The 14,277-nt window shown below is 66.4% G+C and carries 14 protein-coding genes; 7 read left to right on the top strand and 7 right to left on the bottom strand.

From position 1 onward, the window contains the following. Positions 1 to 63 precede the first annotated feature (63 nt). Positions 64 to 876, bottom strand: coding sequence for an imidazole glycerol phosphate synthase subunit HisF (gene hisF / locus ACFQO4_RS12580; RefSeq protein WP_500261835.1), 813 nt, complete (start codon positions 874 to 876; stop codon positions 64 to 66). Positions 877 to 1,082: 206 nt separating this feature from the next. On the opposite strand from hisF, the gene ACFQO4_RS12575 reads away from it, so the two are divergent. Further along, positions 1,083 to 1,265, top strand: coding sequence for a DUF7550 family protein (locus tag ACFQO4_RS12575; RefSeq protein WP_500261251.1), 183 nt, complete (start codon positions 1,083 to 1,085; stop codon positions 1,263 to 1,265). 165 nt (positions 1,266 to 1,430) lie between these two features. On the opposite strand, the gene ACFQO4_RS12570 is transcribed toward ACFQO4_RS12575, so the two are convergent. Further along, complete coding sequence (locus ACFQO4_RS12570; RefSeq protein WP_252701061.1) at positions 1,431 to 1,643, bottom strand: ribbon-helix-helix domain-containing protein; 213 nt, start codon at positions 1,641 to 1,643, stop codon at positions 1,431 to 1,433. 122 nt (positions 1,644 to 1,765) lie between these two features. After that, positions 1,766 to 2,059 carry a hypothetical protein gene (locus tag ACFQO4_RS12565; protein ID WP_253436658.1) on the bottom strand — a complete coding sequence of 98 codons (294 nt, stop codon included), beginning with the start codon at positions 2,057 to 2,059 and terminating at the stop codon, positions 1,766 to 1,768. Positions 2,060 to 2,260: 201 nt separating this feature from the next. On the opposite strand from ACFQO4_RS12565, the gene ACFQO4_RS12560 reads away from it, so the two are divergent. Continuing rightward, on the top strand, positions 2,261 to 2,851 hold the full coding sequence (locus ACFQO4_RS12560) for a sulfite oxidase-like oxidoreductase (RefSeq protein ID WP_500261250.1): 591 nt from the start codon (positions 2,261 to 2,263) through the stop codon (positions 2,849 to 2,851). 1 nt (position 2,852) lies between these two features. Here ACFQO4_RS12560 and ACFQO4_RS12555 read toward each other — a convergent pair whose 3' ends face one another. The 4 genes from ACFQO4_RS12555 to ACFQO4_RS12540 form a co-directional block, all read right to left on the bottom strand. Then, positions 2,853 to 3,638, bottom strand: a complete 786-nt coding sequence (locus tag ACFQO4_RS12555; protein ID WP_500261249.1) for an ABC transporter permease — start codon at positions 3,636 to 3,638, stop codon at positions 2,853 to 2,855. Continuing rightward, positions 3,631 to 4,647: an ABC transporter ATP-binding protein gene (locus ACFQO4_RS12550; RefSeq protein WP_500261248.1), complete on the bottom strand. Its 1,017-nt coding sequence runs from the start codon at positions 4,645 to 4,647 to the stop codon at positions 3,631 to 3,633. The genes ACFQO4_RS12555 and ACFQO4_RS12550 overlap by 8 nt, the downstream gene beginning before the upstream one ends. Before the next feature lie 170 nt (positions 4,648 to 4,817). After that, the gene (locus ACFQO4_RS12545; RefSeq protein ID WP_500261247.1) at positions 4,818 to 5,129 is read right to left on the bottom strand and encodes a group I truncated hemoglobin; all 312 of its coding nucleotides are present in this window, start codon (positions 5,127 to 5,129) and stop codon (positions 4,818 to 4,820) included. A gap of 100 nt (positions 5,130 to 5,229) precedes the next feature. After that, complete coding sequence (locus ACFQO4_RS12540) at positions 5,230 to 7,941, bottom strand: heavy metal translocating P-type ATPase (protein ID WP_500261246.1); 2,712 nt, start codon at positions 7,939 to 7,941, stop codon at positions 5,230 to 5,232. A 193-nt stretch (positions 7,942 to 8,134) separates the two neighbouring features. Here ACFQO4_RS12540 and ACFQO4_RS12535 point away from each other — a divergent pair, with 193 nt between their 5' ends. The 5 genes from ACFQO4_RS12535 (at position 8,135) to thiE (ending at position 14,269) form a co-directional block, all read left to right on the top strand. After that, entirely contained in the window at positions 8,135 to 9,487 is a 1,353-nt protein-coding gene (locus ACFQO4_RS12535; protein ID WP_500261245.1) for an isochorismate synthase, read from the top strand. A 4-nt stretch (positions 9,488 to 9,491) separates the two neighbouring features. Beyond that, positions 9,492 to 11,300: a 2-succinyl-5-enolpyruvyl-6-hydroxy-3-cyclohexene-1-carboxylic-acid synthase gene (gene menD / locus ACFQO4_RS12530; protein WP_500261244.1), complete on the top strand. Its 1,809-nt coding sequence runs from the start codon at positions 9,492 to 9,494 to the stop codon at positions 11,298 to 11,300. An 81-nt stretch (positions 11,301 to 11,381) separates the two neighbouring features. Then, positions 11,382 to 12,620 (top strand): cation:proton antiporter, encoded by a 1,239-nt coding sequence (locus tag ACFQO4_RS12525; protein ID WP_500261243.1) that lies wholly within the window; start codon positions 11,382 to 11,384, stop codon positions 12,618 to 12,620. Between the two features lie 97 nt (positions 12,621 to 12,717). Continuing rightward, positions 12,718 to 13,605: a 1,4-dihydroxy-2-naphthoyl-CoA synthase gene (locus ACFQO4_RS12520; RefSeq protein WP_500261242.1), complete on the top strand. Its 888-nt coding sequence runs from the start codon at positions 12,718 to 12,720 to the stop codon at positions 13,603 to 13,605. A gap of 13 nt (positions 13,606 to 13,618) precedes the next feature. Next, entirely contained in the window at positions 13,619 to 14,269 is a 651-nt protein-coding gene (gene thiE / locus ACFQO4_RS12515) for a thiamine phosphate synthase (protein WP_500261241.1), read from the top strand. Positions 14,270 to 14,277: the final 8 nt, after the last annotated feature.

Here is a 14,277-nt window from a genome sequence, read left to right as displayed (position 1 = left end):
AACGCGAACCTCGATCGAAAACGCCGGCTCAATGGTGGGAGTGAGCGCGGGAACGGCGAGCGGTCACAGCCTGACCGGCACGTCGCGCTCGTCGAGGTAACGCTTGACCTCTTCGATCGAGTACTCCCCGAAGTGGAAGATGGAAGCGGCCAGGCCGGCGTCGGCGTCCGCCTCGGTGAATACCTCGTACATGTCCTCGGGACCGCCACAGCCCGAGGAGGCGATGACCGGCGTGTCGACCGCGTCAGAGACCGCCCGCATGAGCGGGACGTCGTAGCCGTCTTTCGTCCCGTCAGCGTCGATGGAGTTGACGAACAGTTCGCCGGCACCTCGAGTCTGTGCCTCCTGGGCCCACTCGACGACGTCGATGCCAGTCCCCTCGCGACCGCCTTTCTTCGTGCACTCGAACCAGCAGGACTCGCCGTCGACGTCGACGTAGTGTTCGCCGCCCTCGTCGAACCGTCGCCGCGCGTCGACGCTGATGACGATGCACTGGCTGCCGAACGCGCGGGCGCCCTCGTTGATTAGTTCGGGGCGCTCGAGGGCTCCCGTGGTGATCGAAACCTTGTCTGCCCCCGCGCGCAGGGTCTCCTTGATGTCGTCGACGGTTCGGATGCCGCCGCCGACGGTCAGCGGGATGAACACCTCGTCGGCGACTCGCTCGACGACCGAGAGCATGGTCTCGCGGCCCTCGGCGGAAGCGGTAATGTCGAGGAAGACGAACTCGTCGGCCCCGGCCTCGTTGTACGCGCGAGCCATCTCGACGGGGTCGCCGGTGTACTCGAGGTCCTCGAAGTGAACGCCGGTGTAGACCGCCGGGTTCCCGTCGTCGTCGACGTCGACGTCGATACACGGGATAATTCGCTTGGTGAGCATCTGTCTCGAGGTTGGGCCGACCGGGGTTTGACGGTTTCGACCACGGCAGGTGCCCGTGTCCGCGCCGATCCGGATTGTGTGGCCGCGCGTGTTCTGGCCGGTAGTATCTGGTCCGTAGTCTTCCGTCTGCCGTCCGTCGTCCGTAGCCGCCACCCGTCTTCCGTCGTCTAGTAGCGCTTAAGTGCTCGAGTCCGAAAGACTCGCGTATGACAGACGAGACGGAACCCACCCACGACGAGGATTCGGGAGCCACCGTCGGCCACGACCTCGAGGACGACCGAACGACAGCGCCGATGAGCCCCTTTTCGCCGCGCGATGCGGCGTTCGGGTTCGTCGTGATGGTCATCGGCGTCGCGATCACCCTCGCGATCCCGATGGGTCTGTTCTAACTGCTACCCGCTACCTGCCATCCGCGTTTTCGCCGTCGCCCGAGGCTCTCGATTCGTTCGAGCACACCGCGCCGAACACGGGAAATTCCCGTGGCTCGACCGTGAGCGGACACTGTACTATAAATAAAAAACGGCGTCGGAGGCCACCACAGCCACCGGAGAGAGTCAGAAAACGTACTCGTCGTCGTGGCCCATCATCCCGTCGTTCTCGAGGCCCGGCTCCTCCTCGTCCATCGGGCCGCTCGTCTTGTACGCCTTGATCCCCGTCGAGAGCAGGTCTTCGATCGCTTCTTCGCGGTTGACGAACTCGCCGCGTTCCACCATCTGCGCGATCTGCATCTCGAGATGTTCCGGTATCGTGATCTCTACTTTCGGCATCTGATTCGGGTTTCGGTGAGGGGGTATTTAAGATTGACGGGGCCGGGAATGGGCGTCCTCGGTGCAGTCGCTCACGACGGTGTAGCGGTGAAAAATACGTGCGTCAGAAACGTCGGCGCCCGCTACTTGCTCATCATCGACTCGAGCGTGTTCTTGATCGACGAGGCCGGCTTCGCCAGCATGTCAATCTGACGGCGCATTTTCCGCTGGTTGAAGTAGCTCGCGAACGCCAGGATCGTTGGCGGCCAGAGGCCGACGAAGAGTCCTCGCTCCTTGTCTCCTCGCGCGAAGAAATAGTACCACGAGAGGCCGACTGATGCAGCTGCAGCCATAAACGCAGGCCCCATGGCCTGGGATCCCTTCTTTTCCATCTCGTCACTCGTCTCCCGCTCTGTGAGTCGTTGTGTACTCGCCATGCGATAGACCCATCGCCCACGCCCGTATTGGTTATAAAGCGCGTATCCCTCGGTACCGAGGGATTGGTTCCCTCGAACGTTCGTTCCATCCGATTTCACACGGGTCAACGGGCGGGGAATCTCGGATTTATTGTGCGAAACAGAGCGCCCCCTCGACCTCGAGCGGTACGGTTACGGTCGTCCCACACGGACGAGTCGACGATGAAGGACGTCACGAACCTCTACCAGGAGTTCGGCGACGAACGGTTGCCGCCCGGACAGCGCGAGACGTCGAAGTTTCCGGTCCTCTCGAAGGGCGAGACGCCGTCGTGGGACCCCGATACCTGGGAGTTTACGGTCACTGGTGCCGTCGAGAACCCCCTCTCGTTCACGTGGGAGGAGTTCCGCGATCTGCCGGCCGAAACCCAGCGCCAGGACTTTCACTGCGTCACCGGGTGGAGCAAGTTCGACTGCGAATTCAGGGGCGTACCATTCACCGAACTGGCCGAGCGTGCCGGGGTGGCGAACGACGCGGTCCACGTCATGTTCGCGGCCCTCGACGACTACACGACGGACCTCCCGCTCGAGGACTGTCTCCGCGACGAGGTGCTCTTCACGTGGGAATTCGACGGTGAACCACTCGCGCGCGAACACGGCGGGCCGCTCCGGGTCGTGACGCCACACCGCTACGCCTACAAGGGGGCGAAGTGGGTCACCGGCGTGGAGTTTCTGACCGAACCGGAACTTGGGTACTGGGAACGACGGGGCTACTCGGAGACAGCCGATCCCTGGCAGGAAGAGCGGTACAGCTAGCTCAGACGTCTTTTCGCGTGAACCAGGCGCTGCTGGCGAGTACCAGGACGAGCGTAATCGCGACGAGAACCGCGGCCCCAACGAGATCGTACTCGCCCTGGAGGAGGATGCCGTTCGGATCGTAGTAGCGCATCGGGACGACAACGCCGAGGAACTCGTAGCCCGTCCCCTCGAGCAGCGATTCGATCAGAAAGATTCCGAACGTGATCCCGAGGGCGGCGCGCTGGGCGATCCCTACGCGGTCGAAGACGACCGAACAGCAGAGGCCGATCCCGGCGCAGGCGAACAGGTAGGGGATCGAGAGCAGGTGGATCGCGAAGACGTCAGCCACGGACAGGGACTCGTCGATGAGCCACCCGCCCGCGAGGATCACCGGCGGGAGGAGAAGGTTCACCGTGACGATGGGCACGGCGAGGGCGGCGAACTTCTCGGCGACCAGTTGCGGTCGCGAAACCGGCATCGCCAGGATGGTGTCCATCCGACCGCGGTCGACGTCGTCGGCGATCAGTCCGGCGCCGCTGTAGGCCAGGTAGAGCCCGAGGAGGATGACCCAGCCGAAGACGTAGAATTCGAAGGCGAGAAACCCCTCGAGCGAGGCCATCGTCTCGACGTCGAACAGCTGGAGGATCTGTGGCGGGTACGCATCGAGGAGTTCGTCCTCCTGGAAGGAGTCGCGAAAGGACGGGTAGACCCAGACGATCATCCCGGCCAACGCGATCATCCCGAGCGAGAGGTAGAGGCTGCCTTTCACCCGCTTTCGGGCCTCGTACCGGAGGAATTCAAACATCGTCCTCGCCTCCGTAGAACCGCATGAAGACGTCCTCGAGCGGCGCTTCCTCGATGGAGAGGTCCAGCAGGTCGTAGGGAGTGAGGCGCTCGAGCAGGGCGTTGATGTCGCCGGTGAAGGTGAACGCGCACTCGGTGAAGTGCGTCGTCTGTGCACCCGTGATGGCCGGGCTACCCTCGCTGTGTCCGTCGCCATTGCCGCCACCGTCGCCTCTGTCACCTCCGGGTCCGCCGGTACCTCCGGCACCGCCACCACCGTCGCCGCTGGCGCTCGTCTCGAGCCCGTGAACGCCCTCGAGGTCGAGCGTGTCCGCAGGGATTGGGTCACTGGCGTGGATGCGAACGACTTTCCCGCTGCGAGTCAGCAGGGTCTCGATGGGGTCCACGGTCATCAGTCGCCCGTTGCGGATGATCCCGACGCGGTCACAGAGCCGGCGAACCTCGCTCAGAATGTGCGAGGAGAAGAACGTGGTCACGCCCCGGTCGCGTTCGGCTCGCAGGAACTCCGAGAAGCGCTGCTTCATGAGCGGGTCGAGCCCGCTGGTCGGTTCGTCCAGGATCACGAGGTCGGGGTCGTGCATGAACGTCGTGACGATGCCCAGCTTCTGGACGTTCCCGCGGGAGTACTCGCGTACCTGGCGGTCGAGCGGCGGATCGAACAACTCGAGCAGTTCGTCCCGGCGCTCGCCCCCTTTCACCGCGGCGTGGAGGTCGAGGATTTCGGTTCCGGTCGCCTCCTCGTCGAACCCGGGGTCGTCCGAGAGGTAGCCGACCTGGCGCCTAGCCTCGAGCAACGCCTTCCGATCGCGGATATCCGCGCCGAGGACCCGTGCTGCGCCCGCCGTCGGCGAGATGAAGCCGAGCAGCATGCGGATCGTCGTGGTCTTGCCCGCCCCGTTGGGACCGAGGTAGCCGAAGATCTCGCCACGGTCGACGGTGAGCGTGAGGTCGTCGGCCGCTCGCACGTCGCCGTAGTCCTTCGTGAGCCCCTCGAGTTCGATGACGGCCATACCGGAGCCTACTCAGCACGGCCATTTGGTTGTACTGGTGGTGTTACCAGTTATCTGAGAGAATCCGGAGCATCCTGTGGCCGTGGCCGGGCATCTCGAGGGGATTGTTACCGGCCGAGAATGGGACCCCGCGTTCGATTGTCGACTGGGGATCGAGTCCCCGCGTCCAGTCACTGACCGAGGATCGGTTCCTCGAGTTTACTTACCTCCGCGAGAATCGCCTCGACGTGGTCCTCGTCGACGCCGTTTTCGAGGAGGGCCGTCTCGAGGTAGGCCGCAACGGCGTCGAAATCGGCAGGATCGAGGTCCAGATCCGCGTGCGCCTCGCGCATGTCCGTACCCGTGTACGTGACGGGGCCGCCAGCGACCGAACTGATGAACTGGACCTGGTGGGCGTACAGTTCCTCCATGTCGTAGAAGTCCGTGACGACCGATTCGACGGCTTTCCGTCCGCCGATTTTGGCGTAGACTTGTGGTGCCATCGTCGGCCCTACCTGGTCGCGACGTTCGAATCGTTCGCCACGTTCTCACCGCGTGGGAATCGGCGAAAGCGAGCGCTTACTCGAGGAGCGACCGGAGCGCTTACTCGAGAAGCGATCGGAGGGAGTTTCCGCCCAGCAGGCCGAGTCCGACGACGCTCGCGAGGATCGCCACGAGTGGGTTCAACAGCCCTGCAACGGCGGCGGGGATTGTGAGCGCGTTGTACGAGAAGGCGAGCCGTTCGTTCTGTTCGACCCGTTTCCGGGCGGCGGCGGCCAGCTCGAACACCGTTTCGATCGACGCGAGGTCGTCCTCGACGATCGCCAGGTCGGAGGCGTCGGAGGCCAGGTCGGTGCCGCTTCCCAGCGAAATCCCGAGGTCAGCCTCGGCCAGCGCGGGCGCGTCGTTCGTCCCGTCACCGACCATCGCCACGTGCCCGCGCTCCCGGAGGTGGCGAACCGTCGCGACCTTCCCCTCGGGCGGGACGCCCGCGAACGCGTGGGAGACCGCCGGGTGGGCCTCGAAGGCGTCCGTGGCCTCCGGATCGTCGCCGGTCAAAACGACCACGTCCATGCCGCGCGTCTCGAGCCCCGAAAGCGTCTCCTCCCAACCGGGGCGGGGTTCGTCGCCGACGACGATTACGCCCTCGGCGGCGCCGTCTCGACCGACGACGACGGGGAGGCGTCCGAAGCCCCGCGCCTCGCTCGCGCGAGTTTCGACGTCCTCACCCAGCGTCCACCCCCTATCGGCGAACGCGTCGGGGTGGCCGACGAGCACGCGACTGCCGCCGACGGTTCCCTCGACTGCGTTTCCGTGGCTCTCGAAGTCCGACACCCGGTTTGCGGTGGCGTGTTCGCCGGTCGCGCCGCCGTCGGGGCGAGTTCCGGTGTCGTCGCTGCGGTCGCTGTCGCTCGAGTCGGACCCAGCCACGCCGTAGGCTCGAGTGATGGCGTCCGCAGCGGGATGGGACGCCCGCTGCTCGAGCGCTCCTGCCGCCGACAGGAGGTCGTCGGGCGCCTCGGCTTCGAGGACGGTCATCTCGCCGCGGGTGAGCGTACCGGTCTTGTCGAAGACGATCGTGTCGATCGCCCGGAGCCGCTCGAAGACTGTCTCGTCGAAGATGACGATACCGCGCTCCATCGCCGCCTCGATGGTCGTCGCGATGGATAGCGGTGTCGCCACGCCGAGCAGCCAGGGGGTGCCGACGAGGACGACCGTCAGGGACCAGAGGGTCGCTTCGCCTGGACCGCGGCCGAGGACGAGCGCGACGATGCCGGCGGCGAGTGCGGTACCGACGAGCGGTCGAACGAGTCGACCGGCCAGGTCGTCGACCCGCCGCTGGGCCCCGTGGACGGCCGTCTGGAGGTTCCAGACCGTGTCGGTGAGGCGCTCGAGGCTGCTCGAGCCGCGATCGTCGACTTCGATTACGGCGGCGTCGGCGGTCACGATCGAGCCGCCGACGACCTCGTCGCCTGCCGTCTTGGTGATGGGAACGGACTCGCCGGTCACGATGGCCTCGTCGACCGTACAGGTCCCCTCCGCGAGGACGCCGTCGATCGGGATGCGTTCGCCCTGCTTGACGAGGACGGTGTCTCCGGCCTCGAGGTCAGCCACGTCAACATCCGTCGTCAGGCCGTCGGCCTCGTACCGGCGGGCGCTGTCGACCTGGGAGATCGTGAGTTCGGTCAGCCGGTCCATCGCGCGCTGTTTGGCCATCGACTCGTAGAGGATCGCGCCCATGACGGCGGAGGCGACGACGAGCACGAGATCGAAGTAGACGTTCGGGTTAGTTACGAAGACGGCGACGGAGCTGTAGAGGTAGGCGCCGACGATGGTCATCGCTGCGAGCAGATCCGTGTTCGGGCGTCGAAGCTTGAGGCTGACGTAGGCGCCCCGAAGCAGCGGCATTCCGGTGACGTAGAGGACGATCCCCGTCAGGACGAAGTAGACCCGCATGAACATGATGCCGCCGTCGGTGAAGATCGTCTGGAACGACGAGAGAGGGCCGATAGGCGCCATGTCCGCCATGTACGACGGGTAGAGCATCACGACGTAGGGCAAGAGCAGGAACGACCCGAAGACGACGCCGAGAACGTACCGGACCTGGCGCATGTCGTCGGTCCGTCGCTTGCGCACGCCGCTCATCTCGCGCGACCGGCGGCTCTTTCCGATCTGGTCCGCCTGTATCTGAGAGCCGGCGTCGTCGCGGAGGTACGCCGTGTACCCCGTGATGCTCAGGGCGTCCCGAAGTTCCTCGGATGTTACCGCTGTCGGATCGTGATCGACGCGAACCGACTCCGTCACGTAACTCGCCTCGGCCTCGAGGACGCCGTCGAGGTCGGTGGCGACGGACTCGAGGTAGGCCTCGCAGGTGGCAGTGTGCATGCCGTCGACCCGGAGGTGGGTGCGTATCGGTGGGCGGTCGTCCTGGTCGTTCCCTTCGTCCTGGTCGCCCTGGCCGCTCCCTTCGTCGGCCTCGGCTTCCGGCGAGGTCTCGTTCTCACCTGCAGTTGGGTCACCGTCGGCGTCGTCCTGGCTACCCTCGTTCTCGACGTCGGCGTTTTCCGGCGGGTCCGCTGCCTCACCGTCTTCGTCCGCCGCATCGAGGGGCTCATCGCGCGCGTTGCTCGAAGAATTCGGGGAGCCCGACTCGACCGCGAGATCTGCCGACGGGTCCGGCTCGAGCGCCTCCCAGACGCGTCGACAGCCCGGCGAGCAGAACGTCGTCTCGCCCTCGAGCGTGGACGGCTCGTCGACGTCGCGACCACACAGCGAGCAGGCGGCTGCCGTCGCTGTCGAATCGTCTTCAGCCACTGCAGACCACCGGGCGGTCGACGATCCACCCCTGAACGCGGGCCCGTGCGACCTGCCCGACGGGACCGCTTTGGCTGCCCGATCTCGAGACCATTGGCGAGAGTAGGGACGCGAACGGTTAAACGAGTTCGAAATCGGATCTCGAGAGAGCGACCTCGAAACGCTGAAGGCGCCCCCACACCGAAATGCGCCAATGGATCGACCGTCGGGACAGGGACGAGTCGACGCGAGCGGACGGGCGACGGCGGTCGTTGCCGATGGCCGACTGGTGAGCCGAAGTCGTCCAATCGGCGACGTCTCATTCGGCACGGTTCTGGAACACGCCCAGGCAACGCGATTGCAGTGGGCGACGGCTGACGGCCTCGAACTGGTCGGCTGGGGCGAGACAACCCGGTTGACCGCGAGCGGACCGGATCGGTTCGACGAGATCCGGGCGCAGGCGACGGCGGCGTTCGACGGCATCGACCACGACGGCCCCGCCGTCGCCCGCCCGCGAGCGTTCGGCGGATTCGCCTTCCACGACGGGCACGAACCGCGCGACCCCTGGACGGGGTTCGCCGCGGCGACGTTCGTCGTTCCGTCGGTGATTCTCGCGCGAACCGACGAGGGAACGTGGCTCACCGCGGTCGACACGAGCGACGACGACGCGGCGACGGCACTCGAGTCCTGGTACGACCGGCTTTCGGACGGGCCCGCGATGCGCTCGAGCGGGACGGGCCCCGGAATCGACGACACCCGGCGAACGACGACGCGAGAGCAGTGGACCGAGGGCGTCGAAACGGCCCTCGAGCGCATCGCGGACGGCGTCCTCGAGAAGGTCGTCCTCGCCCAGGCCCTCGAGGTCGACCTCGAGGGCCCCCTCGACGTGCCGGCCTGTCTCGAGCGACTGCGCCGACGGTACCCGAACTGCTACCGGTTTCTCTTCCGGGACGGCGAGAGCGGCACGTTCTTCGGGGCCCCGCCGGAGCGCCTGGTCGGGAAGTCCGGCGCCGACGTCCGGACGGAGGCGCTCGCGGGGTCAGCCCCCCGGGGCGACTCTCGGGAGGCCGACGAGGAGCTGGCCGACCGACTCCTCGACAGCGAGAAGATCCGACGGGAACACGGCATCGTCGTCGAGACGATTCGCAGCCAGCTCGAGGCGCTCGCGGCCGACATTCAGGTCGAGAAGCGACGGATCAAGCGGCTGGCCACGATTCAACACTGCTGGACGCCAATCGAGGCGACGCTCGAGGCCGACCACCACGTGCTCGACGTCGTGGAGGCACTCCACCCGACGCCCGCGGTTGGCGGCATTCCTCCCGAAACCGCCTGGGAGACGATCCGCGACGTCGAGACGTTCGACCGGGGGTGGTACGCGGCACCGATCGGCTGGTTCGACGCTGCCGGCGACGGCGAGTTCGCCGTTGGCATCCGCTCGGGAGTCGCCCGCGAGGACGCAGTGACGCTGTTCGCGGGCAACGGCATCGTCGCCGACAGCGACCCCGACGACGAGTGGGACGAGGTCGTGCTCAAGTACCGGCCGATCCTGGACGAACTCCGCGAGTGATCTCATGACGGCACCGAACCGAGCGACGCTCTGGGGTCGCACGCTCATCGACGAACTGGCCGCCGGGGGGCTCGAGGCCGTCTGTCTCGCCCCCGGCAGTCGGTCGACGCCGCTGACGGTGGCGTTCACCGAACATCCCGACGTCGAGACGTATTCCCACCTCGACGAGCGCTCGGCGGCCTTTTTCGCCCTCGGACGAGCGCGACGAACCGGCGAGCCCACGGCGCTCGTCTGCACCTCGGGGACGGCGGTGGCGAACTTCCACCCGGCGGTGATCGAAGCGAGCCAGGCCCGCGTGCCGTTGCTCGTCCTGACCGCCGATCGGCCGCCCGAGCTGCGCGACAGCGGGGCGAACCAGACGGTCGATCAGGTGAAACTCTACGGCGACGCCGTTCGCTGGTACGCAGAACTCCCGGTTCCCGAATCCAACGAGCGGGCGCTTCGAAGCCTGCGGACGACGGCTGCTCGAGCACTCGCCCAAACTACTGGAGCGCCGACGCCGGCCGGCCCGGTTCACCTGAACTGCCCGTTCCGCAAGCCCCTCGAGCCGACGCCAGTTCCGGACGCGGTGCCAGCGGCACTCGAAGACACGCTGGCCGGACGGGGACGCGACGGCCCGTTCGTTCGGGTGTCAGCGGGGGAGACGACGTCACCGGAGGACTCGCGAACACCCGAACGCATCGCTCGAGCGCTCGAGGACGCCGCCCGGCCGCTGATCGTTGCGGGACCGGCGGATCCGCCGGTCGGGGAACCCGCAACGAGCGCCGTCGTCGAGGTGGCGACAGCCGTCGGCGCGCCGATCTTCGCGGACCCGCTGTCGACGCTGCGGTTCGGGTCGCACCTCGAGCGGACGGCTGAGGAAGAGCGGGTCGTCTACGGCGGCTACGACACGTACGTCGACGCCGTTGGGGACCCCGACGTTGTCCTCCGGTTCGGCACCTCTCCCACGTCGAAGCCCCTCCGACACGCGCTGCGGGACGCCGACTGCCGGCAGTTCCTGGTCGACCCCGCGGGTGAGTGGCGCGAGGCGACGTTCACCGCGACGGATCTCGTCGTCTCCGAACCGACGTCCCTCTTCGAGGCCGTTTCGAACGAACTCGAGGCCGAGACGGCGCGTGCGAGAGTCGATACCGACTGGCTCGAGACGCTCACGGCCGCCGAGGATCGACACTGGGAACTGTGCAGCACGGCCCGGTCCCGGTCGAGCCTCGAGTCCGCTCCCTTCGAGGGGGCGATCCTCGCAGCGGTGCTCGAGAACGCGTCCGACCCCTCGACCGTCTTCGTCTCGAACAGTATGCCGATCCGGGACGCCGACCGCTTCGGCGAGCCTCGAGACGCGGATCTCACCGTCCTCGCGAACCGGGGGGCAAGCGGGATCGACGGCATCGTGAGCACGGCACTGGGCGCCGGCAGCGCGACCGACGATCCGCTGGTACTCGTCACCGGCGACCTCGCGCTCTACCACGACTCGAACGGCCTGCTCGCGCTCGAGCGCTGCGGCGTCGACGCGACGATCGTCCTGCTCGATAACGACGGCGGCGGCATCTTCCACAAACTTCCCATCGAGTCGTTCGATCCACCCTTCACGGAACAGTTCCGGACGCCTCACGGCCTCGAGTTCGACCTTCTCGGAGAGCTGTACGGGTTCGACGTTCGCCACGTCGCGCCAGATACATTCGAGGACGCCTACCGCGAGTCGCTCGCGGCGCCCGGCACGCAACTGCTCTCGGTGTCGTTCGACGCCGAGGCGAGCCATCGTCGGCGGGAAGTGCTCGAGGAGCGCGTCCTGGAGGCGGTTCGCGACCTCGAGTGAGAGGCCGTTGCCGGTATGAGACTCGAGTATATGCCTCGTTAACAATCCTCTTACCGCTGGCTGGAGTACTCGGACCCATCGATGGTCGAAGCCGCCGGTATTGATCTCCTCAATCTGTTGCTGGTGCTCACGCTCGCGTGGATATTCGGCCTCCTCGTTGAACGGATCGGGTATCCCGCCCTGATGGGCGAGATCCTCGCAGGAATCCTCTTCGGGCCCGCGCTGCTGGGGCTCTTGCACCCGAGCGAGACGCTCGACGTCTTCGCCGAGTTCGGCGTCTTCTTGCTGATGATCTACGTCGGCATGGAGGTCGACATCAACGACCTGTTCGAACTCGGACCCCAGGCGCTGATGGTGGCGTTCGGCGGCTTCATCGCCCCGTTCGGACTCGGCTACCTGGTCGGCGTCTTCATCGGCGTGTCGATCGAACAGGCGCTCTTCATCGGCATCGCGATGGCTGCAACCTCGCTGGCCACGAAGTCCAGGATTCTCGTCGATCTCGACATCCTCGACACGCGGATCGCGGGAGTACTCCTCGGCGGAGCCCTGCTGTCCGACGTTGGGGTGATGGTCGTGTTCACCGGTGTCATGAGCTTCGTCGAAACGGGCACCGTCACCCCGCTGGGGCTGGGGCTGGTCGTCGGTGAGGCCCTGCTGTACTTCGCGGCGGCGCTCGTTTTCGGCAACCGGTTCCTGCCGTACGTCTGGGTCAGGATGGAAGACTGGATGGAACGTCACCGATTCGTCGATAAGACGTCCGCGTTCACCGTCGCGCTCATCGTCGCCCTCATCTTCGCGTTCTTCGCGGCGCTGGTCGATTTGCACATGATCATCGGCGGATTCATCGCCGGGCTGTTCCTCCGTCAGGCCCAGCTCGAGCCGGATATCTACGAGCACATGTACGACGTGATGTACGATCTGGCAATGGGTCTGTTCGCGCCGATATTCTTCGTCACCATCGCGTTCGAGCTCACGCTCGACGTGTTCACCGACAGCCTGGGACTCCTCGCGCTCATCGTTGCGACCGCATTTCTCAGTAAAATTCTCGGGAGCTGGCTGTTTACGCTCCCGACGAAACTCACCTCGAAGGAGGGACTCGTTATCGGGTTCGGGATGAACGGCCGCGGCACCGTCGAGATCGTTATCGTCTCGATCGCGCTCTCGGCGGGCATCATCGGCCAGGAACTCTTCTCCATTCTGGTCTTCACGGCGATTTTCACCACGGCGCTCGTCCCGCCGACGGTCAAGCTGGGCGTCGAGTGGCTCGAGCGGTCCGGCGAACTCGTCTTCATGGAGGATCTCGACCTCGAGGTCGATTGATCGAGCGCGACGGTCCGTCGAGGAGCGAATCCGCACACGGTAACGAGAGCAGCGGGAGACGAGAACCTATTTCACGACCTCGAACCCACGTCGAACCATGGTTTCGGAGACGTTCGACCCCGACCGGTGGGAGCCGGTCGAGGGGTTCGACTTCCGCGATATCACGTACCACCGCTCGCTCGAGTCGGGGACCGTCCGCATCGCGTTCGACCGCCCCGAAGTGCGCAACGCCTTCCGGCCGGGGACCGTCGACGAACTGTACGACGCCCTGGACCACGCCAAGCGCCAGACCGACGTCGGGTGCGTCCTGCTGACCGGGAACGGCCCCTCGCCCAAAGACGGCGGCTGGGCCTTCTGTTCGGGCGGCGACCAGTCGATTCGCGGCGAAGCTGGCTACGAGTACGAGGGCGGCGAAGCGCGCGCGTCCGAACAGGGCCGACTACACATCCTCGAGGTCCAGCGCCTGATCCGCCACATCCCGAAGATCGTCGTCTGCGTCGTTCCGGGCTGGGCCGTCGGCGGCGGCCACTCGCTGCACGTGGTCTGTGACCTCACGCTCGCGAGCGAGGAGCACGCCAAGTTCCTCCAGACTGATCCCGACGTGGGGAGCTACGACGCCGGTTTCGGCTCGGCGTACCTCGCCCGCCAGATCGGCCAGAAGAAGGCCCGCGAGGTGTTCTTCCTCGGGAAGACCTACTCCGCCGAGGAGGCCGCGGAGATGGGGATGGTCAACGAGGCCGTTCCCCACGAGGACCTCGAGGAGACCGCCCTCGAGTGGGCCGCAGAGATCAACGCCAAGAGCCCGAACGCGATGCGGATGCTCAAGTACGCGTTCAACATGGCCGACGACGGCTTCGTGGGCCAGCAGGTGTTCGCCGGCGAAGCGACGAGGCTGGGCTACATGACCGACGAGGCAAAGGAGGGCCGGGACGCCTTCAACGAGGGACGAGAGCCCGATTTCTCGGAGTACCCGTGGCACTACTAGCCCGAGAGCGACGATGATCGACTCGAGCGCAACGGATCCGGGCGGGTGGCGCACCTACCTCGTCACCCAGGAGTCCGTCTCGGCCGGGAGATCGACCCTCGAGGTGGTCGGCGCGGCACTCGAGGGCGGCGTGGACGTGATTCAGCTCAGGGAGAAGAGTGTGAGTGCCCGCCGTCGGTACGAACTCGGGCTCGAACTCCGCGAGCGGACCGCGGCCGCGGGCGTTCCCCTGATCGTCAACGATCGAATTGACCTCGCGCTGGCGATCGAGGCCGACGGCGTTCACGTCGGCCAGTCCGACCTCCCTGTGGCGGTCGCTCGAGACCTCCTGGGGCCCGACGCGGTCGTCGGTTGTTCGGCCTCGACGATCGCCGACGCGAAGCAGGCGGAAGCCGACGGCGCGGACTACCTGGGCGTCGGCGCTGTCTACGCCACGTCCTCGAAGGACGTCGATCCCGACGAATCGGGCGTCGGGCCGGCGCGAATCGCCGGCGTCGTCGACGCCGTCTCGATCCCCGTAATCGGCATCGGCGGGATCACCGCCTCGAACGCGGGTGCCGTGCTCGAGGCCGGTGCGGCCGGCGTCGCAGTGATCAGCGAGATTACGGCTGCCGACGATCCGAAAGCGGCGAGCGAGCGGCTGGCGGCGGCGGTCCGGCGCTGACAGCGACC

Origin of the sequence: Saliphagus sp. GCM10025334, from assembly GCF_042663485.1 — an archaeon.
Classification (GTDB): domain Archaea; phylum Halobacteriota; class Halobacteria; order Halobacteriales; family Natrialbaceae; genus Natronosalvus.
Note: the sequence above shows the minus strand (reverse complement) of the source record. Positions and strands in the feature narration are given on the sequence as shown.